20 protein-coding genes are annotated in these 20,153 nt (G+C 42.6%); 18 read left to right on the top strand and 2 right to left on the bottom strand.

The window, feature by feature from the left end:
* Window positions 1–308: 308 nt before the first annotated feature.
* The 18 genes from K4I03_RS11925 to K4I03_RS12010 all read left to right on the top strand — a co-directional run bounded on the left by K4I03_RS11925 (window position 309) and on the right by K4I03_RS12010 (window position 17,730).
* The gene (locus K4I03_RS11925; protein ID WP_227965531.1) at window positions 309–728 is read left to right on the top strand and encodes a hypothetical protein; all 420 of its coding nucleotides are present in this window, start codon (window positions 309–311) and stop codon (window positions 726–728) included.
* A gap of 110 nt (window positions 729–838) precedes the next feature.
* On the top strand, window positions 839–3,298 hold the full coding sequence (locus tag K4I03_RS11930) for a hypothetical protein (protein ID WP_227965533.1): 2,460 nt from the start codon (window positions 839–841) through the stop codon (window positions 3,296–3,298).
* A gap of 173 nt (window positions 3,299–3,471) precedes the next feature.
* Window positions 3,472–3,918 carry a LytTR family DNA-binding domain-containing protein gene (locus K4I03_RS11935; protein WP_002908049.1) on the top strand — a complete coding sequence of 149 codons (447 nt, stop codon included), beginning with the start codon at window positions 3,472–3,474 and terminating at the stop codon, window positions 3,916–3,918.
* A gap of 4 nt (window positions 3,919–3,922) precedes the next feature.
* Window positions 3,923–4,597 (top strand): LiaF transmembrane domain-containing protein, encoded by a 675-nt coding sequence (locus tag K4I03_RS11940; RefSeq protein WP_002908050.1) that lies wholly within the window; start codon window positions 3,923–3,925, stop codon window positions 4,595–4,597.
* A 130-nt stretch (window positions 4,598–4,727) separates the two neighbouring features.
* Window positions 4,728–4,916 (top strand): 50S ribosomal protein L28, encoded by a 189-nt coding sequence (rpmB, locus tag K4I03_RS11945; RefSeq protein WP_001140948.1) that lies wholly within the window; start codon window positions 4,728–4,730, stop codon window positions 4,914–4,916.
* 143 nt (window positions 4,917–5,059) lie between these two features.
* Window positions 5,060–5,425 carry an Asp23/Gls24 family envelope stress response protein gene (locus K4I03_RS11950; RefSeq protein ID WP_002893676.1) on the top strand — a complete coding sequence of 122 codons (366 nt, stop codon included), beginning with the start codon at window positions 5,060–5,062 and terminating at the stop codon, window positions 5,423–5,425.
* A 2-nt stretch (window positions 5,426–5,427) separates the two neighbouring features.
* Window positions 5,428–7,092: a DAK2 domain-containing protein gene (locus K4I03_RS11955; protein WP_227965540.1), complete on the top strand. Its 1,665-nt coding sequence runs from the start codon at window positions 5,428–5,430 to the stop codon at window positions 7,090–7,092.
* 110 nt (window positions 7,093–7,202) lie between these two features.
* Entirely contained in the window at window positions 7,203–7,811 is a 609-nt protein-coding gene (locus K4I03_RS11960) for an SP0191 family lipoprotein (protein ID WP_009660098.1), read from the top strand.
* 417 nt (window positions 7,812–8,228) lie between these two features.
* Window positions 8,229–9,104, top strand: coding sequence for an ABC transporter ATP-binding protein (locus K4I03_RS11965; RefSeq protein ID WP_227965542.1), 876 nt, complete (start codon window positions 8,229–8,231; stop codon window positions 9,102–9,104).
* A 10-nt stretch (window positions 9,105–9,114) separates the two neighbouring features.
* The gene (locus K4I03_RS11970) at window positions 9,115–9,849 is read left to right on the top strand and encodes an ABC transporter permease (RefSeq protein ID WP_227965543.1); all 735 of its coding nucleotides are present in this window, start codon (window positions 9,115–9,117) and stop codon (window positions 9,847–9,849) included.
* A gap of 4 nt (window positions 9,850–9,853) precedes the next feature.
* Window positions 9,854–10,954, top strand: a complete 1,101-nt coding sequence (locus K4I03_RS11975; RefSeq protein WP_227965544.1) for a sensor histidine kinase — start codon at window positions 9,854–9,856, stop codon at window positions 10,952–10,954.
* Complete coding sequence (locus K4I03_RS11980; RefSeq protein WP_227965545.1) at window positions 10,951–11,550, top strand: response regulator transcription factor; 600 nt, start codon at window positions 10,951–10,953, stop codon at window positions 11,548–11,550. Before K4I03_RS11975 ends, K4I03_RS11980 begins: the two co-directional genes overlap by 4 nt.
* A 260-nt stretch (window positions 11,551–11,810) precedes the next feature.
* Window positions 11,811–13,511, top strand: a complete 1,701-nt coding sequence (locus K4I03_RS11985) for an acetolactate synthase large subunit (protein WP_227965546.1) — start codon at window positions 11,811–11,813, stop codon at window positions 13,509–13,511.
* On the top strand, window positions 13,504–13,980 hold the full coding sequence (gene ilvN, locus K4I03_RS11990; protein ID WP_002898887.1) for an acetolactate synthase small subunit: 477 nt from the start codon (window positions 13,504–13,506) through the stop codon (window positions 13,978–13,980). Before K4I03_RS11985 ends, ilvN begins: the two co-directional genes overlap by 8 nt.
* 64 nt (window positions 13,981–14,044) lie before the next feature.
* The gene (gene ilvC, locus K4I03_RS11995) at window positions 14,045–15,067 is read left to right on the top strand and encodes a ketol-acid reductoisomerase (RefSeq protein WP_125408236.1); all 1,023 of its coding nucleotides are present in this window, start codon (window positions 14,045–14,047) and stop codon (window positions 15,065–15,067) included.
* Window positions 15,068–15,166: 99 nt separating this feature from the next.
* Window positions 15,167–16,417, top strand: coding sequence for a threonine ammonia-lyase IlvA (ilvA, locus tag K4I03_RS12000; protein WP_227965547.1), 1,251 nt, complete (start codon window positions 15,167–15,169; stop codon window positions 16,415–16,417).
* A 56-nt stretch (window positions 16,418–16,473) separates the two neighbouring features.
* Window positions 16,474–17,406, top strand: coding sequence for an SPFH domain-containing protein (locus K4I03_RS12005; protein ID WP_002893654.1), 933 nt, complete (start codon window positions 16,474–16,476; stop codon window positions 17,404–17,406).
* 108 nt (window positions 17,407–17,514) lie between these two features.
* Complete coding sequence (locus K4I03_RS12010) at window positions 17,515–17,730, top strand: capsule biosynthesis transcriptional regulator (protein ID WP_002893653.1); 216 nt, start codon at window positions 17,515–17,517, stop codon at window positions 17,728–17,730.
* A 97-nt stretch (window positions 17,731–17,827) separates the two neighbouring features.
* Here the strand turns inward: K4I03_RS12010 and K4I03_RS12015 are convergent, their stop codons facing one another.
* Entirely contained in the window at window positions 17,828–18,568 is a 741-nt protein-coding gene (locus K4I03_RS12015; protein WP_227965548.1) for an amino acid ABC transporter ATP-binding protein, read from the bottom strand.
* The gene (locus tag K4I03_RS12020; protein WP_227965550.1) at window positions 18,565–20,130 is read right to left on the bottom strand and encodes an ABC transporter substrate-binding protein/permease; all 1,566 of its coding nucleotides are present in this window, start codon (window positions 20,128–20,130) and stop codon (window positions 18,565–18,567) included. The genes K4I03_RS12015 and K4I03_RS12020 overlap by 4 nt, the downstream gene beginning before the upstream one ends.
* Between the last annotated feature and the right edge of the window lie 23 nt (window positions 20,131–20,153).

The following is a 20,153-nucleotide window of genomic DNA, read 5'->3' on the forward strand; positions in this document are numbered from 1 at the left end:
TTTAAGAGCAGCACTATATAATACAAATTTGGGTTAATAAGAAAATTCCCTGCAGGGGGTATAAATAGGTCTTAGAAATCTTGTAAAAGCAAGGTTTCTTTTTTACTGGACAAAGTGTCAATTATATATGACATAATATTTCAAGGTCTTTAAAATATTTTTACATGGCAAAAAAATCAGCAACCTATAATAAAATTATGGTATATTAGAATAGTAAAAAAAGAAAGGAGGAGCATTTGTGAAGAAAAGACTAATGCTTTTGATTTTGTTGAGCGCTGTGTTTGTCCACGTTGGGCAGGTCCAGGCTTATGATGGTGGTTCAGGTTCCTCAGATTCTGGCTCCAGTACTTCGGACTCCGGTGGTTTCGGTTCAGATTCTTCGGACTCCGGTGGTTTTGGTTCAAGCTCCTCGGACTCTGGCGGATTCGGTTCAGATTCCTCAGATTCCGGCGGTTTTGGCTCCAGTACCTCGGACTCCGGTGGTTTTGGTTCAAGCTCCTCGGACTCTGGCGGATTCGGTTCAGGTTCTTCGGACTCCAGTAGCTTTGGCTCCAATTCTTCGGATTCCGACAGTTTCGGTTCAAGCTCCTCGGACTCTGGCGGTTTTGGTTCAAGTTCTTCGGACTCTGGTGGTTTCGGTTCAAGTTCCTCGGACTCTGGCGGTTTTGGCTCCAGTACCTCGGACTCCGGTAGTTATGGCTCCTCCACTTCAAATAGTGATAGTCTAGGTTTCTCAGATTCTGGAAGTTTTAGCTCTTCAGATTCTACCAGCTTTGGTGGCTATTCTACTTCAGATAATGATAGTCTTGGAAACTCTACTTCGAATAGTATCTTTGGATTGTCAGATAGTTCTGGGAATTGGTCCAGTATTGGAGATGCCAGTTCGTCTAAGGACAACAGTGACTTTTCTAGCTTTGGTGATGCTATTTCATCGGGCAACAATTATAGTTCTGGAAGCTGGTCTAGCATTTCTGACGGCAATACAAGTTCTGCAGATTTGAGCGCAGGAAATTGGACGAGCACCAACGACTCAGCTGCTAAGAAATCTTCCGAGATTTCCAACTCTTTTAGTGATTTTGATACAGGTGATTGGTCTCGAACATCTGATACCTTGGCTGATAATGTTTCGTCAACCAGCAAGACAGTGAGTGACTTTACTTCAGGCGATTGGTCAAAAGTATCTGATTCATCAAGCGATGAATTTTCAACAAGCGACTTAGGTCTGAACGACTTTACAGCAGGTGACTGGTCGCATGTATCAGATTTTACTGACAATAAAACGTCGACAAGCGCTGCTTATAGTGATTTGGAGGCAGATAATTGGTCTAGAATCAATGATTCTTTCAACAATTCGGCTTCGTCAGCTACCACGGCAACAGATGATTTTACAACAGGAGACTGGACTCGTGTAACCGATGCGTTTGGAAGCCAGCTTTCCAACAAAAGTAACTCTCTAAGTGATTTGACACTTGGTGATTGGGCCAGTGTTCAGGATGCTGCATCAAGAACAGCAAGTCTCTCTCAATTGGAGGGTGAATATACTCTTTCTGCAACAAAACCTACAGAGGACTTTGTTAGCACGTCACCAGTAAATCAATGGTCTGGCTTTAATCCAGTCGAGGGTGATTGGAAGCAGATTGATATCTCTGAGAAGTCAAAAACTGTTAACACCCCAACGATGTCAGAGGCTTTGGCTGATTGGGCAGGCTTCAAGCAGACAACCACGAGTAAGGAAGGACTCCCAGGCTTTGCTTTAGACTATGCATCCTCTCTGTCAGCAACAGGAAAAAATCAATTGCCGGGTTCGTTTTTAGACGGAGATTGGCAATGGGTCAGCGAAAGTAAGCCCACTTCAACCCTTTTTAACAATCCTTTAGCTACAGAGGACGTACTCACTAACCAAACTCTTCCAACGACGGTTGACTTAGGCTTATCTCAAACTTTTAGTCGAACACCAGAAGACTACTATCAAGCAGGTGCGATGTTTGCAGGGCCGGGTGCTACTTACCACAGAATGACCTCGGATCCCAAAGCGTTATCTGAAAGATTTCAATACGAGTTTAACAGGGATATAAATAATTACAGAAATGCTATGAATAAATCTGCTAAACAGCATTTGACAAATGATTTTGAAGTCAAAGATGATAGACGTTTCAAAGACTTAGGTTATGTTGGAGCTGCGATAGATAACATGGCAGCTAGCTCATCCTCTAGACTTGCAGCGATTCGAGCCTCTTCTAATGAGTTAGCATATTTAGGTGTGGTAGGTGGAAATCTCGCATTAGATGGGGCAACTGCTGTAGTAAATAATGTTAATAAATTTGCAGACAAACCAGGAGTTGGCTCTACTTCAAGAATGCTTAGTATTGGTTTAAATGCTGCAAATGGCTTGCCCCCTACTGCTGTTGATATGAGGGATATGGCTGCTATTATGGCGGAGAAGGAGAAAAAGACAGAGCCTAGTCCAGGTTATCATAAACTAAAACAAGAAGTTTATAAAGCGTTTCAAGATAGGGATACTAAAAAACTGAGTAAAATATCTAACGAAATCGAGAAGCAAATTGGGGACTATTTTGATCCACTGACAAATGGTATTAAAAGAGACTTCTTTAAAACCCCAGCGTCAGAAAAAGAGGCAAAGAAGGCGGCCAAAGAGACGACTGCTGTTGGCGGATTTAGTTTATATCCAGAGAAGTTTAATAAATATGTAGAAGGTAAGAAAAAAGACTTAGACACTTTTATTGAAAATTCAACCAAAAAGAAATCAACAGACAGTGAAAACATGAAAATGCTTAAAAATGCTGGCTATGCGATAGGAACATTTGCGTCTTCAAGAGGGAAGAAAGCAATAGATCAAGTCACTAAGTCTGCAAGAGCTATTACCAAAGTTGCAGATAAGCAAGAAGTTCAAGATGCTGCTCTATTGCTAAGCACAGGATTTAACTACTCACAAGGCATTCCTTATAGTCCAGAAGCCAAGATGGTTGAAAATGAAGCGTTAGAACGAATGTCTAATCGATGGAATTCTTTCAAAGCATACATGACAGAATTTGGTAAAGCATGGGAAGAAAGGGACGCAGTTAAGAGTGCTAATATGATGAAAGATATTTATAGAACTACTACAGATTATATAGGTGACTTTAAAGGAGCTGCAGGAGGAGCGAAAAAAGCTGGGAAAGCCCTAACGACTCCAATAGATAAAATCAGAAATTTTGGTAAGTCTAAAACTGACTCTAAACAATCTGTATCTAAGACTTCCACTCCGTCATCAAAAGCCTCTAAAAACAAGAAAAACTAATTCCTTTTCCTTATATTGTCAAAAAACCGGGACGAGACCCGGTTTTTTGATGTTTGATTCTTGTCAATGTTAGCAGCAAACCACTTACCGCCCAAAATCTACCACTTACTGAAAAAGCCTTGTTTCTCATTTTGAAACTGATATAATAAACGTAGAAAGTAAAGGAGGTAGCAATGAAAATTCGAGTAGAACTGGATTCGGATTTAGCGGAAGTAGAGATTGTCATCAGGGCTGCTCGATTTGATGCTCAGCTCGAGCAAATTCAGCAAGCTCTGGAGCAAGCAACGGCACCGCCCATTATTTTTTATAAGGGAGCTAGCGAATATTTTCTGGATATTGACAATATTCTCTTTTTCGAGACTGACGGTAGCAAGATTTTTGCTCATACGCGTGAGGATGCTTATGAAGTCAAGCACAAGCTCTATGAGTTGGAAGACCGCCTGCCCTATTATTTTTGTCGCATATCCAAATCCAGCATTATCAATAGTAAGGCGATTTACTCGCTGGAAAAATCCTTTTCGGGCAGTAGCAGCGTCCGTTTCTACGATACCCATAAGGAAGTGTATGTGTCTAGGCACTATTATCAAATTTTAAAAGAAAAGTTAAACGAAACGAGGTAACATCATGAGAAAAACAATATTAGGACTGGCTTGCTTACTTCTAGCAGCTTGGGTACTTTTGCAGGGGAATTTCGGGATTCCCGTTATTCACATCAATGTTTGGCCTTTGTTGGTCATTATGGGCTTTGTCTATTTTTCAGCGGAGAGCTTCTATTCTGGCAACATTCCGCTAGGTTTTATCTTTGCCATTATCGCTTTTATCATTGCTAATAGCACTTACGACCTCTTGCCCAATATCTCAGCAAGCGCAGTTAGTTTTGCTGGTATTCTAGCCTGTATCGGTGTCAATTTCTTGGTCAAACCTAGCAAAAAATGGAAATTAAGGCATTTTTCTAAACATTTTTCTGGCGAAGAAATTGGTGGCGAAGGCATTGTCTTTGGCTCAGGCACCCGTTATGTCAATAAGGACAATTTTAGCTATGATGAGCTGACTTGCTCTTTTGGTAGTGCCAAGGTTTACTTTGACAACGCTAAGATAGCTGGGGATTCAGCGACTTTTAAAGTGGAAGTTGCTTTTGGTAATGCCACTCTCTTTGTTCCAAGCTCTTGGCAGGTTGTCAGCAAGGTTGCTTGTGCTTTTGGCGGTGTTTCTCAAGTTCGCGATACCAGTGAAAAAGAAAAAACGCTCTATTTAGAAGGCAGCGTGGCTTTCGGTCATTTGAAAGTGATTTATATCTAATTATTTCTTGTTTTAAAAAGGTGATTATTTGCAAAACTTGGGAACTAGCTCTTGCCAAACTCGGTAAAGTATGGTAGACTTTATAAGTATGTGGTAAAACACCTTAAACTAATCAGGAGGATAAGTATCAATGGCTAAAGTATGTTACTTTACTGGTCGTAAGACTGTATCAGGAAACAACCGCTCTCACGCGATGAACCAAACAAAACGCGCTGTTAAACCAAATCTTCAAAAAGTTACTGTTTTGATTGACGGTAAACCTAAAAAAGTTTGGGCTTCAGCTCGTGCCCTTAAATCAGGTAAAGTTGAACGCGTTTAATCTTTATTTAAAAAGGATGGAAAATTTCCGTCCTTTTTTTGCTTGGAAATTTCCGCCTAGACAGTTGATTTAGACCCTTCCTCTTTTACACCCTGTATAAAATATGGTAGAATAAACTATAAAATACTTTTGAGGTACAAATTATGACTGTGAAAATTAATACAAAAGATGGTCAAATTGAGCTGACTGATGATGTGATTGCGACAATCGTCGGAGGTGCAGCGACTGAAATTTTTGGTGTAGTTGGCATGGCCAGCAAAAACGCAATCAAGGATAATTTTCAAGCCCTTTTAGGAAAAGAAAACTATGCTAAGGGCGTGGTTGTGAAAGCGACTGATGAAGGTGATATCGCAGTTGATGTCTACACTGTGTTAAGCTATGGAGTCAAAATCAGCGAAGTTTCCAAAAACATCCAAGAGCGTGTTAAGTTCAGTTTGGAAAACAAGCTCGGAATTACTGCCCATGCAGTGAATGTTTATATCCAAAATATTAAAGTCGTAGGAGAATAATCGTGGCAAATATTACTACTAGTTTATTCCAAGAAATGGTGCAGGCAGCATCTACTCGCTTAAATAAACAGGCTGAATATGTAAACTCTTTGAATGTCTTCCCGGTTCCAGACGGAGATACAGGGACCAACATGGGCATGACCATTGAAAATGGCGCCAAGGAAGTGGCGGACAAGTCTGCTTCAACAGTTGGCGAAGCAGCAGGTATCTTTGCGAAAGGTCTTTTGATGGGCGCGCGTGGTAACTCAGGCGTTATCACTTCCCAGCTTTTCCGCGGTTTTTCTCAAAGTGTGAAAGAGCTTGAAGAGCTGACTGGTGAAGATCTTGCTCTGGCCTTTCAGTCTGGTGTAGAAGTAGCTTACAAGGCAGTTATGAAGCCGGTTGAGGGAACGATTTTGACTGTTTCCCGCGGTGCGGCTATCGGAGCCAAGAAGAAAGCTGAAGTCACTAATGACGCTGTAGAAGTTATGAAGGCGGCTCTTGAAGGAGCCAAGGCTGCTCTGGCCAAGACACCGGATATGCTGCCGGTTCTGAAAGAAGTCGGTGTTGTGGATTCTGGCGGTCAAGGGTTGGTCTTTATCTACGAAGGTTTCTTGTCTGCTCTTACAGGCGAATATATCGCTTCTGAGGACTTTGTGGCGACACCTGCGACCATGTCTGAGATGATCAATGCTGAGCATCATAAGTCTGTAGCTGGCCATGTGGCGACAGAAGACATCACTTTCGGCTATTGTACAGAAATCATGGTGGCTCTTAAAACAGGACCAACCTATGTAAAAGATTTTGATTATGATGAGTTCCGCAACTACCTAAACGATTTGGGAGATTCCCTGTTGGTAGTCAACGATGATGAAATCGTCAAAGTCCATGTCCATACTGAAGATCCAGGATTGGTTATGCAGGAAGGTCTCAAGTACGGTAGTTTGGTCAAGGTCAAGGTTGACAATATGCGCAACCAACACGAAGCCCAGGTTGAAAAGGAAGAGCGCTCAGCTAAGCCGGCTCAAGAAAAAGAGTTTGCGATTATTGCTGTAGTGGCTGGTGATGGTCTGGCTGAAATCTTTAAGGCTCAAGGAGTTGACTACATCATCTCTGGCGGGCAAACTATGAACCCATCAACGGAAGACTTTATCAAAGCTGTGGAGCAAGTCAATGCTCGTAATATTATTATCTTGCCAAATAATAAAAACATCTTCATGGCAGCCCAATCAGCAGCAGAAGTGATTGAACAGCCTGCAGCTGTTATTGAGACTCGCACAATCCCTCAAGGTTTGACCAGTCTGCTAGCTTTTGATGGCAGCAAGACTATCGAGGAAAACCAAGAGCGTATGACTGCAGCCTTGTCAGAAGTAGTCAGCGGGAGCGTGACGACTGCGGTTCGTGATACGACGATTGATGGCTTGGAAATTCATGAAAATGACAACCTCGGTATGGTGGATGGTAAGATTGTTGTTTCTAATCCAGATATGCTGGCAACTTTGAAAGAAACGTTCAGCAAGATGCTCAATGAAGACAGCGAGATTGTCTCTATCTATATCGGTGAGGACGGCAGTGAAGAGCTGGCTAGCAGTCTTGCTCAAGATTTGATGGAACAATTCGAGGATGTAGAAGTAGAAATTCATCAGGGCAGTCAGCCGGTTTATCCATATATTTTTAGTGTTGAATAGTATAAAAAGGCAATCGAAAGGTTGCCTTTTGTCATTTTGTAGAAAATACTTAGACAAGAAACTGGTATTATGTTATACTGTAACAAATAAAAAGTAAAAAAAGGTGAACTATGAAAAAATTTTTCATTCTTGTTATTTCTGCTTCGGTACTCTTGACGGGCTGTGTGTTTCCTAACTTCAGCAAGCATCGTCCTAGACATTCTTCTGAATCAGCAGCTTCTTCTAGGCGGACTAAATCCAGCTCTAGCTCCAGCTCTAGCAAGTCATCCAGTTCTTCTTCTGAAAGTACAGAGATTGTCTCTAAAACTTTAGTCGGAGACATTGAAGAAATCCATCATCGTGATACAATTACCTATCAGGGCAAGAAAATCTTGAATCTTCGGATGGAATTGCTCACTTCCTTGCCAGAAGAAGCTAGTGCGGCATCAGCTACTTTGACTCCAGAGGAAATGACGACTATCATTCGTGAAGGAATGCAGTCTGATTCGAATTATGTAGCAGCTAAGAGTCTGGAGGGTGTCAATATTGATTATTCAGTTACAGCGGATAAAAAACTGCAGACCTTGATTGAAATTGATTTGCAAAAGGTCAATGTCGAAGAGGTGGAAAAGAACAGTTTCTTCCAAGGCTTTGGACTAAAGGACATTAAGGATATTACACCTGAGATGTTCATTCTGAGTCTGAAGCTCAATGGTCTCAAAGAAGAGGTGCAGAGCTAAAGTTTAAAAGCGTTGGTCGCCTCATCTTACAGATTGAGTAGCTAGTTTATTGAAAAATTTTTTAGATTAGGCTGCTTTAATTCCAGCTTCTATCTAAATTGCAACAGACATACAACTAGTCGGCTCCTCTCAACGAGGGGGACCGGCTTTTTTGTGTCTTCATGCAGAAGGGAGATAAACAGATTATTCCAATATTTGCTAGCTTTGTGCTCTAAAAGCAGAATAGTGACATTTGTCATGTCAGCTGGTGACAAAATCAACTAGTAGGAAAAATTTCTTTGCCTTATAATATAGTTAACAACATGATAAAAGGTTGCTGTAAGAATTAAAAAAGCATTTGGCTTTCGTTCTTCTTTCGCCTTTGGAAAAATAAAGGAAAGATGCACATACGGTTTATCAAATCAAAGGAGGAGTAAAATGGAACTGATTGAAGTAAAGAAGCTTTCAAAAAGCATTCATGGTAAGGAGATTTTAAAGGATATTTCGTTTGAAATCTCCCAAGGTGACTGTGTGGCCTTGATTGGTCCCAATGGAGCAGGGAAAACGACTCTCATGGATTGTTTGCTGGGCGATAAGTTTCTGACAGCAGGTCAGGCAACGATTCAGGGACTAAAGCCTACTGACACTCATCTCAAGCAGTCGGTAGCGATTTTACCACAAGAAAATACAGTAGTGGAGGATTTGAAGGTCAAGGAACTCTTGACTTTCTTCCAAGCAATTTATCCAAATAGTCTGTCCAATCAAGAAATTGATGATTTGCTGCAATTTACAGACAAGCAAAAGAACCAGTTGGCCAGCAAGCTGTCTGGTGGACAAAAACGTCTCTTCTCTTTTGTTCTGAGTCTGATTGGACGTCCTAAGATTCTGTTCTTGGACGAACCGACTTCAGCTATGGACACATCCACTCGTCAGCATTTCTGGGAAATTGTTAATCAGCTCAAGCAGCAGGGAGTGACCATCGTTTACTCCTCTCACTATATCGAAGAAGTTGAGCATACGGCAGACCGGATTTTGGTGCTGCACAAGGGTGAGCTGATTCGGGATACGACGCCTTATGCCATGCGCAGTGAGGAGCAGGAAAAACACTTTACCTTACCGCTGACTTATCAGTCTGTGCTGGAAAAGCTGGATAATGTGACTGATATAGAAATCAAGCAAAAGGCTTTATCTTTTGCTACCAGAGATGCTGGACAGGTCTGGCAGGTTCTTCAGGAAAACGGCTGTACAATCGAAGAGATTGAAGTACGTAACCGTACCCTCTTGGATAGTATTTTTGAAACAACACAAGAATAGGAGAGTAATCATGAAAAATATGGCAAGTCTCATGAAGATTGAGGTAATTTTAATGAAACGGCAGGCGGCTTATTATCTGCTCTCTATCGGTCTGCCTAGTGTTTTCTATCTGATTTTCTCAGGCATGATGTCTGGAAGTGATACGCCTGCTCTTGTGCTTCAAGGCTACCTCTTCTCAATGACTGTTTTTAGTATCATGTCTAGTGCCTTCTTTAGCATTCCAAGCACTTTGCAGTCTGATAAAAATAATAACTGGCAAAAAATGATTCAGCACTCGCCGATTTCTATGGTAAAATATTATATATCAAAGCTTTGCAGTACGCTGTTGACTTTTATGCTTTCCATTATCGTAGTCTTCTCAATTGGACATTTTGTTCGCGGGGTTAATCTGCCAATGGTGGACTGGCTTATTATTGCCTTGATACTTCTGGTAGGAAGTGTGGTCTTTATTGCTATGGGGGTCTTGGTCAGTCTCTTGCCAAGTGCTCAGCTCATGTCTGTTGTGGGCAATATCGTTTATATGGCACTGGCTGTTCTAGGCGGTCTATGGTTCCCTCTGACTATGTTTCCAAAATGGCTCCAATCAATCGGTAAGCTGACGCCAAGTTATCAACTGATGCAGGTCGTGTCTTCTTATCTAGAACACCATCAGTTTAATGGCAAGGCTGCTTTGATTGTTCTGATTTATACGGTTCTGGTCAGCATTCTTGTGCTGCAACTCAAAAAGCGAATTGAGGTAAAATAAAACTATGTGGGAAAAACTTAAACAAGTCCACTATATGTTTCATATTGCGCTGGTCTTTATCATCTTTCCAGTGGCGGGAGTGATTAGCGGGGAATACCCGCTTTTCCTCTTGTTCTGGACAGCTATTTTTGTTGCGGCTTACTATGCGGTTTTGCTAAGTAACCATCGCCTTATTCAATTTTTTTCTTGGTGGTTCTTGGTTGTTTACATATACTATGGTTCGGTCTGGTTAAATACAGGATTTACCTGGTATATTTTTTATCTATCTAATCTGTTGATTTATGAGCTAGATGATGTCTCGTTTAAATCCTGGCGTTTTTGGACCTTTATTGATTTGCAGCCTGCTATTGTGCTGACTAATTATTTGATGGGTCATGTTGGTCCAGCAGAGCTACTCTTCTTTATTGTAACCTTTCTCTTTTCGGATGGTTTGACTTTTGGTCTCCATCGGATTCAAACGACAGAGCGGATCAAGGAAGAAAAGGTCAAACAAAATGCTCAGCTGAATCTTTTTATGGCAGAAAATGAGCGCAATCGGATTGGCCGTGACTTACATGATAGTCTAGGGCATACCTTTGCCATGCTCAGTGTTAAGGCGGAGCTGGCTCAGCAGTTTTTGCAGATGGAAGCCTATGACAAGGCAGCAAAAGAACTGCAGGAAGTGCAAGAAATTAGTAAGAAATCAATGGCTGATGTTCGGCGGATTATTAATGATCTAAAGAATCGGACGCTGGACGAGGAACTAGTGACCATTCGTGCCATGCTGGAGATGAGCGGCGTTCAGGTAAAAATAGATAACCAGCTCAATGTTGCCAGTATCCCACCGAGTCAGCAGTCAACGATTAGTATGATCTTACTGGAGGCAGCGACCAATATCATCAAGCATGCCAAGGCTAAAAAGAGTAATTTTTCTTTGGTAAAGAAAAACGAAAAGCTTATTTTAGACATTCAGGATGATGGTTGTGGTTTTCAGAAGCTGACCGGACGGGAGTTGCATAGTATTCGAGAGCGGCTGTCTGCCTTATCAGGAAAGCTTGAGATTCTTAGCAGCCAAGATCCGACGTGGATTCGAATTGAATTGCCATACGGAGGGAAGGAAGCATGAAACTTTTGTTAGCAGAAGATCAAAGTATGCTGAGAGATGCCTTAGCTCAGCTTTTACAGCTACAGCCAGATGTTGAAGAAGTCTATCAAGCTGCGGATGGACAGAAAGCCATTGATTGCCTCAAATCAGAAACTGCTGATGTAGCGATTTTGGACGTGGAAATGCCCCACCAGACCGGCCTAGATGTTCTCGAATGGGTTAAGGCCAATCGACCCAACATCAAGGTCATCATCGTCACAACCTTCAAGCGACCGGGCTACTTTGAGCGAGCAGTTAAGGCGGATGTAGATGCTTATGTGCTCAAAGAGCGCAGCATTGCGGATTTGATGAAGACCATCCATACCGTTCTAGATGGGCAAAAGGAATATTCGCCGGAATTGATGGAGGTGCTAATGACCAGTAGGAATCCTCTCTCTCAGCAGGAGAGGCTAGTCCTGCAAGCTGCGGCGACTGGCCTGTCCAATAAAGAAATTGCTGAAAAACTCTACCTGTCAAATGGAACGGTTCGTAACTATATGTCTGCTATTTTGACCAAGCTAGATGCTGAAAATCGAACAGAAGCCGTCCGAATCGGGCAAGAGAAAGGCTGGTTATAGCTGGCAGAATCAGTTTTTTAGAAAAGATGAGGGGCTGGAGCTTTCCCATAAACGGAACATTTGAGAGCTAATAATTCTAATGAAAGGTCAGTACTATAAATATAGTTCTGACTTTTTATCTTTTATTAGAAAAAACATTCGGATTTAGAGAAAAAATGTAGAAAAACATTCTGCATGGCTTGCAATTTTTTTCAAAAATGTTATCATAGTAGAAAGCTTTTTGAATTTTTAGAAAATTGTAAATAAATGAAAGGGGAAGAATGGAGAAAATCAAATTAGAAATTTCTAAGACAGGTTCAGAGCTTGTTTTGGAAACCTTGAAAAATCTTGGTGTTGATACGATTTTTGGCTATCCCGGTGGCGCTGTACTGCCGCTTTATGATGCTATTTATAGTTTTGAAGGCATCCGTCATATTCTAGGCCGCCATGAGCAAGGCTGTGTTCACGAAGCAGAAGGCTATGCTAAGTCTACTGGGAAAATTGGAGTTGCAGTTGTGACCAGCGGTCCGGGAGCGACTAATGCCATTACCGGCATTGCTGATGCCATGAGTGATAGCGTCCCCCTTTTAGTCTTTACTGGTCAGGTAGCCAAGGCTGGGATCGGTAAAGATGCTTTTCAGGAAGCGGATATTGTTGGGATTACGACTCCTATTACCAAGTACAATTATCAGGTGCGGGAGACGGCAGAAATTCCGCGTATTATTACAGAAGCTATTCACATTGCGACGACAGGTCGTCCTGGGCCAGTCGTTATTGATTTGCCTAAGGATGTCTCGGCTCTGGAAACAGACTTTATCTACGACAGCAAGTTGCATCTGCCGAGTTACCAGCCGACTATTGAGCCTAATGAATTGCAGATTAAGAAGATTATCAAACAAATCTCTAAGGCTAAAAAGCCGGTCCTTCTTTCGGGAGGTGGTATTAGCTATGCCGAGGCAGCAGCGGAATTGGTTGCGTTTGCGGAGCGTTATCAGATTCCAGTGGTCACTAGCTTGTTAGGTCAGGGAACTATTGCGACAGACCATCCTTTGTTCTTAGGTATGGGTGGAATGCACGGTTCTTTTGCGGCCAATATTGCTATGACTGAGGCTGACTTTATGATTAGTATCGGCTGCCGCTTTGATGACCGTCTGACCGGTAATCCGAAAACCTTTGCCAAGAACGCTAAAGTAGCACATATTGATATTGACCCAGCGGAAATTGGAAAAATTATCAGCGTAGATATTCCTATCGTAGGGGATGCTAAGAAAGCCCTGCAGATGCTGTTGAATGAAGAGCAGGTGCATAATAATACCAGCAAGTGGATTGAAAAAGTAACGCAGGACAAGGAGCGGGTTCGCTCATATGATAAGAAAGAACGTGTCGTACAGCCTCAAGCTGTCATTGAGCGCGTTGGTGAGCTGACCAAGGGTGATGCCATCGTTGTAACAGACGTCGGTCAGCACCAGATGTGGGCCGCCCAATATTATCCTTATAAAAACGAGCGTCAACTGGTAACGTCTGGTGGTCTAGGAACCATGGGCTTCGGTGTTCCAGCAGCGATTGGGGCTAAGATTGCCAACCCGGATAAGGAAGTGGTGCTCTTTGTTGGAGATGGTGGCTATCAGATGACAAACCAAGAAATGGCTATTCTCAATATCTATAAGATTCCGATTAAGGTCATCATGCTTAACAATCATTCGTTAGGCATGGTGCGCCAGTGGCAGGAAGCTTTCTATGATGGTCGTACCTCTGAGTCTGTCTTTGAAACATTGCCAGATTTCCAGCTCATGGCTCAGGCCTATGGTGTTAAATCCTATAAATTTGACAATCCGGAGACCATTGTCCAGGATTTGGAAGTGCTGAAGGAAGATATACCGATGTTTATCGAGGTAGATATTTCTCGCAAGGAGCACGTTCTTCCAATGGTGCCGGCCGGCAAGAGCAATCATGAGATGTTGGGGGTGAAGTTCCATGCGTAGAATGTTGACAGCTAAACTCCAAAACCGTTCGGGTGTTCTGAACCGCTTCACGGGTGTCCTTTCCAGACGTCAGGTTAATATTGAGAGTATCTCAGTCGGAACGACAGAAAATCCAGAAGTCTCCCGTATCACCATCATCATTGATGTGGCTTCGTTGGCAGAAGTCGAGCAGATTATCAAGCAGCTCAATCGTCAGATTGATGTGATTCGGGTTCGAGATATCACAGACCGTCCTCACTTGGAGCGTGAAGTGATTCTGGTTAAGGTCTCGGCTCCAGCTGATAAGCGGGCAGAGATTCTATCTATTATCCAGCCATTCCGGGCGACAGTTGTAGATGTAGCACCTAGCTCTATTACCGTTCAGATGACCGGTGATGCAGAGAAGAGCGAGGCTCTGCTTCGAGTCATTCGCCCATATGGTATTAAAAATATTGCTCGGACTGGAGCGACAGGCTTTACCCGAGATTAAACCAAACCTTTAATTTGTTAAAACCGCCTAACAGGCAATAAAAATAGAAAAGAGAGTAAAACTTATGGCAGTAACAATGGAATACGAAAAAGATATAAAAGTAGCAGCACTTGACGGTAAGAAAATTGCCGTAATCGGCTATGGTTCACAAGGTCATGCTCATGCGCAAAACTTGCGTGATACAGGCCACGATGTGATTATCGGTGTTCGTCCTGGTAAGTCATTTGACAAGGCTAAAGAAGATGGTTTTGATACTTATACAGTAGCAGAAGCAGCTAAATTGGCTGATGTTATTATGATTTTGGCTCCAGATGAAATCCAACAAGATCTCTATGAAGCAGAAATCGCTCCAAACTTGGAAGCTGGAAACGCAGTTGGATTTGCTCATGGTTTCAACATCCATTTTGAATTTATCAAAGTTCCTGCTGATGTAGATGTCTTCATGTGTGCACCTAAAGGTCCTGGTCACTTGGTTCGCCGTACTTTCGAAGAAGGTTTTGGTGTACCAGCTCTGTATGCAGTCTACCAAGACGCTACTGGAAATGCCAAAGACATCGCAATGGACTGGTGTAAAGGTGTTGGTGCGGCTCGTGTTGGTTTGCTTGAAACAACTTACAAAGAAGAAACTGAAGAAGATCTCTTTGGTGAACAAGCTGTCCTTTGTGGTGGTTTGACTGCCCTTATCGAAGCAGGTTTTGAAGTCTTGACAGAAGCAGGCTATGCCCCAGAATTGGCTTACTTTGAAGTGCTGCACGAAATGAAACTGATTGTGGACTTGATCTATGAAGGTGGCTTCAAGAAGATGCGCCAATCTATCTCAAACACAGCTGAATATGGTGACTATGTATCTGGTCCGCGCGTGATTACTGAGCAAGTCAAAGAAAACATGAAGGCGGTCTTGGCTGATATCCAAAACGGTAAATTTGCAAATGACTTTGTAAATGACTACAAGGCTGGTCGTCCAAAACTCACTGCTTACCGCGAGCAAGCTGCTAATCTGGAGATTGAAAAGGTCGGTGCAGAATTGCGTAAAGCAATGCCATTCGTTGGTAAAAACGACGACGATGCTTTCAAGATTTACAATTAAGGTAAAGAGCAGATAAGACATTAGGGGTTGGAATGCGAATTCCCAGCCCCTTGTTTTGCTTGATAGAGAATAAACTGGAGAGACAGGGAAGGAAAAAATATGCTCAGAGCAAAAGATATCACGCATGCTCATAAAGTGTTAAAAGATGTGGTTGTCAATACTCCGCTTGACTACGACCACTATTTGTCGGAGAAGTACCAGGCCAAGATTTACCTGAAGAAGGAAAATATGCAGCGGGTGCGCTCTTTTAAACTTCGTGGGGCTTATTATGCCATTTCTCAACTTAATGAAGAGGAGCGCCAGCGTGGGGTTGTCTGTGCTTCTGCGGGAAATCACGCCCAAGGAGTGGCCTATACTTGTAAGGAAATGAAAATTCCAGCAACTATTTTTATGCCCATCACGACTCCTCAGCAGAAGATTAGCCAGGTCCGCTTCTTTGGTGGTGAATTTGTGGATATCAAGCTGGTTGGAGATACCTTTGATGCTTCGGCCAAGGCTGCGCTTGACTATACTAAGGCTGAAAACCGCACCTTTATCGATCCTTTTGACAATGAAGATGTCCAAGCTGGTCAAGGAACAGTGGCTTATGAAATCTTAGACGAGGCCAAGAGAGAAGCTATCGATTTTGATGCAGTTTTAGTACCAGTTGGCGGCGGCGGACTGATATCAGGAGTCTCAACCTATATCAAAGAAAGTCAGCCGGCTATCGAAGTTATTGGTGTGGAAGCCAACGGTGCCCGCAGTATGAAAGCGGCATTTGAAGCTGGAGGTCCGGTCAAGCTTAAAGAAATCGACAAATTTGCGGACGGTATCGCAGTTCAGAAGGTCGGTGCGTCAACATATGAGGTTACACAAAAGAATGTTCAAAACCTTATCGGTGTAGATGAAGGGCTTATTTCAGAGACCATCATTGACCTATACTCCAAGCAAGGGATTGTCGCAGAGCCTGCTGGTGCGGCAAGTGTTGCTGCTTTGGAAGTGCTGAGTGAGTATATCAAGGGGAAGACTATCTGCTGCATTATCTCAGGTGGTAATAATGACATCAACCGAATGCCAGAGATGGAAGAACGGGCTCTTATTTACGATGGCATCAAGCACTATTTCGTGGTTAACTTCCCGCAGCGTCCAGGTGCCTTGAGAGAATTTGTGAATGATATTTTAGGGCCTAATGACGATATCACTCGTTTTGAATATATCAAGCGGGCAAGCAAGGGAACGGGTCCAGTTTTGATTGGTATTTCTCTGGCAGATAAGCATGATTATGCTTCTTTGATTAACCGTATTGAGCAGTTTGATCCCTCCTTTATCAATCTGAACGGGAATGAAACACTCTACAATATGCTTGTCTAATTGTAAATATATTTTAGCCTAATTTGTATGCTTTCGTTTGAAACTGCAAATTAAATATGTTAGAATATACTATAGTGAATCAAGGAGGCTTGAACATGTTGTTTATTCCATTTTTCTTTATCATATTGATCATAATCTTTATATTCTTGCTGCTTAGTGCAGTCTATGTGGTTCGTCAGCAATCTGTGGCAATCATTGAGCGTTTTGGACGCTACCACAAAACTAGCAGCAGCGGTATCAATTTCCGTCTTCCTTTAGGGATTGATAAGATAGCGGCTCGTGTTCAGCTGCGTTTGCTGCAGAGCGAGATTGTCGTTGAGACCAAGACACAGGATAATGTTTTCGTAACTATGAATGTTGCGACCCAGTATCGTGTAAATGAAAACAACGTAATTGATGCTTATTACAAACTTATGCGGCCAGAAGCTCAAATTAAGTCCTATATTGAAGATGCCCTTCGTTCCTCCGTTCCAAAATTGACCTTGGACGAGCTCTTTGAAAAGAAGGACGAAATTGCCCTAGAAGTCCAAAAGCAAGTGGCAGAAGAAATGTCAACCTATGGCTATATCATTGTCAAAACCTTGATTACCAAGGTTGAGCCTGATGCTGAAGTTAAACAGTCTATGAACGAAATCAATGCGGCGCAGCGTAAGCGTGTGGCTGCTCAGGAATTGGCTGAAGCGGATAAGATTAAGATTGTGACAGCCGCCTCTGCAGAAGCTGAGAAAGACCGTCTTCATGGGGTTGGTATCGCTGAGCAGCGGAAGGCCATTGTGGATGGTTTGGCAGACTCTATCAAGGAATTGAAGGGTGCCAATATTGAGTTGACAGAAGAGCAGATTATGTCTATTCTTTTGACCAACCAGTACCTGGATACGCTGAATAATTTTGCAGATAGTTCGGGTAATAATACCATCTTCCTTCCAGCAAATCCAGAAGGTGTCGAAAGTATTCGGACTCAGATACTTTCAGCCCTCAAAGCTAAGTAAAGAAAATTCAGAATTATTTAATTTGTTCGAATTTGGTTTGTTTAAGTTGACAAACTGTATAAAAACAATTATAGTAGTTGATGTAGCTAGAATAGAGAGGAGTAAGAAATGGCTAAATCTAATTTCGAGAAAGTAGAATCTGTTGTTAGTTGGGTACGTGATAAGAAGATCACCGGTTACCGTATTAGTAAAGAAACAAATGCACGTGAAATGTCTATCATTGCTCTTGCTCAAGGACGTGCAAAAGTGAAAAATATCTCTTTTGAAACAGCTCTTGGCTTGATTGATTTCTACGACAAAAACCATGAAAAATTTGAAGACTAAACTTCAAAATTGTGCAACTGATATTGCTCATTAAATCAAAAAAGGAATCTGGACTTAGTTCCAGATTCCTTTTTTTGTTTTTGAAAATAGAAGTAATTTAGCTGAGGAAGCGTTGCAGGAATTCTTTAGTTCTTTCTTCTTTGGGATTGGTGAAGATATCCTGCGGGCTGCCAGCTTCAGCAATGACGCCCTTGTCCATAAAGATAACACGGCTGGAAACATCACGGGCAAATTCCATTTCGTGGGTCACGACAATCATTGTCAGCCCTTCCTGAGCCAGTTCTTTCATGATTTTCAGAACTTCACCAACCATTTCAGGGTCGAGAGCTGAAGTCGGCTCGTCAAAGAGGATAGCATCAGGATTCATGGAGAGGGCGCGGGCAATAGCGACTCGCTGCTTCTGACCGCCTGAGAGTTGCTTAGGCTTGGCCTGCCAGTATTGCTCGCCCATTCCAACCTTGTTGAGGTTTTCTTTGGCAATTTTCTCGGCTTCTGACCGTTCTTTTTTCAGGACCGTTGTCTGAGCAACGATGGTATTTTCTAGGACATTAAGATTTTCAAAGAGATTGAAAGACTGAAAGACCATGCCCAGCTTTTCACGGTAATGGGTCAAGTCGTAATTCTCGTCCAGGACATTCTTGCTGCGATAGAAAATCTGTCCGCCAGTTGGTGTTTCCAGAAGATTAATAGATCGCAGGAAGGTTGATTTTCCGCTGCCGGAGCTGCCGATGATGGAAATCACTTCTCCTTTATGAACGGTGAGGGAGATGTCCTTGAGGACTTGGTTTTCACCGTATGACTTTTTGAGGTTTTTAATTTCTAAAATGGTTTCTGTCATGATTTCACTTCTCCTGTCTGCATTTGATTAGCACCTGTCGTGTAGTTGTCTGTGTCGAAGCGTTTTTCAACATAGCGCAGGATGCGTGTAACGCTGAATGTCAGGACAAAGTAGATTACAGCGATGATGGTAAAGGTTTGGAAGTATTGGTAGGTTTGGGTAGCAATGGTATTTCCAGAGAAATAAAGCTCAACTACCGAGATAACGTTCAACACGGATGTATCCTTGATATTGATGACAAATTCGTTACCAGTTGCAGGCAGAATATTGCGAACGACCTGAGGCAGTACAATCTTGCGCATGGTTTGGCCGTGGGTCATACCTAGTGCTGTTGCGGCCTCGAATTGCCCCTTATCAACGGCAAAGATACCACCGCGGACAATCTCGCTCATATAAGCTCCCGTATTGATGGAGACGATGAAAATGGCAGCGATAGTCCGGTCGATAGAAATGCCAAAAGCCTGGGCAGTTCCGTAGTAGATAACCATAGACTGAACAATCATCGGAGTTCCGCGGAAAATCTCAATATAGACATTTAAGAACCAGCCGAAGATTTTTTGCAGTGATGCTAATAATTTATTCTTAGAAGCTGGTGCCGTCCGATAAACGCCAATCAGCAGTCCGATGATGAGGCCTGCGATGGTCCCTGTAATCGAAATGAGCAAGGTCAAACCAGCTCCGCGTAGGAATTGCGGCCAGTTTTCAGCTAGAATCTTCGCTACTTGACTGAAGAATGATTCCTTAGCTGCTTCACTATCCGTATCAACAGGCTGTTTCTGAATCATCTCATCCATCAGCTTGACTTGGTCATTGGTAGTAATCTTAGCGATAGCTGCATTAGCTTGCTCGATACGATTGTCATCTTTACGCATCCCAATAGCAATGGAAGCATCCTCTTCACCAACTTCAAAGCCTTTCTCAAATTGAATCATTTTGAAGTTTGAGTTGGCAGTCTCGGCAGTCAAGGCTTCTGGCCGCTCAGAGATATAGCCATCAATAACGCCGGATTCCAAGGCTTGACGCATCTGAGCAAAATCGCCCATAGCTGTTTCTTTTTTGGCACCAGGCAGTTGGTCAATGAGATTGTAGAGGTAAACTCCTTGCTGGGAAGTGATTTTAGCGTCTTTGAAGTCTTCTAGCGTCTTAGCGGATGCATATTTTCCATCTTTACGAACTAGGAGAACTGGTTCGCTGGTGTAGTAACTGTTGGAAAAGGCGATTTCCTTTTTCCGCTCGGCAGTTGGGCTCATACCCGCAATAATCATGTCAATTTTGCCAGAAGTCAGAGCAGGAATTAAGCCATTCCAAGAAGTCTTGACAACCAGAGGTTCCTTGCCCATCTCTTGAGCAATTTTTTTGGCAATCTGCACATCGTATCCGTTGGCATATTGGTTGGTGCCTTCGATTTTTACAGCACCGTTGGAATCGTCATCTTGAGTCCAGTTGAAGGGGGCGTAGGCTGCCTCCATACCGATTCTCAGGTAGTCATCGGCTTGGATAACTTGGGCTGTTCCTAAAGCGACCAGGAGGGCAGTAAATAAAGTGAGTAATAATTTCTTCATGGGTTTCTCCTGCTTATCTAATA

This window comes from Streptococcus sanguinis (assembly GCF_020729725.1).
Classification (GTDB): domain Bacteria; phylum Bacillota; class Bacilli; order Lactobacillales; family Streptococcaceae; genus Streptococcus; species Streptococcus sanguinis_V.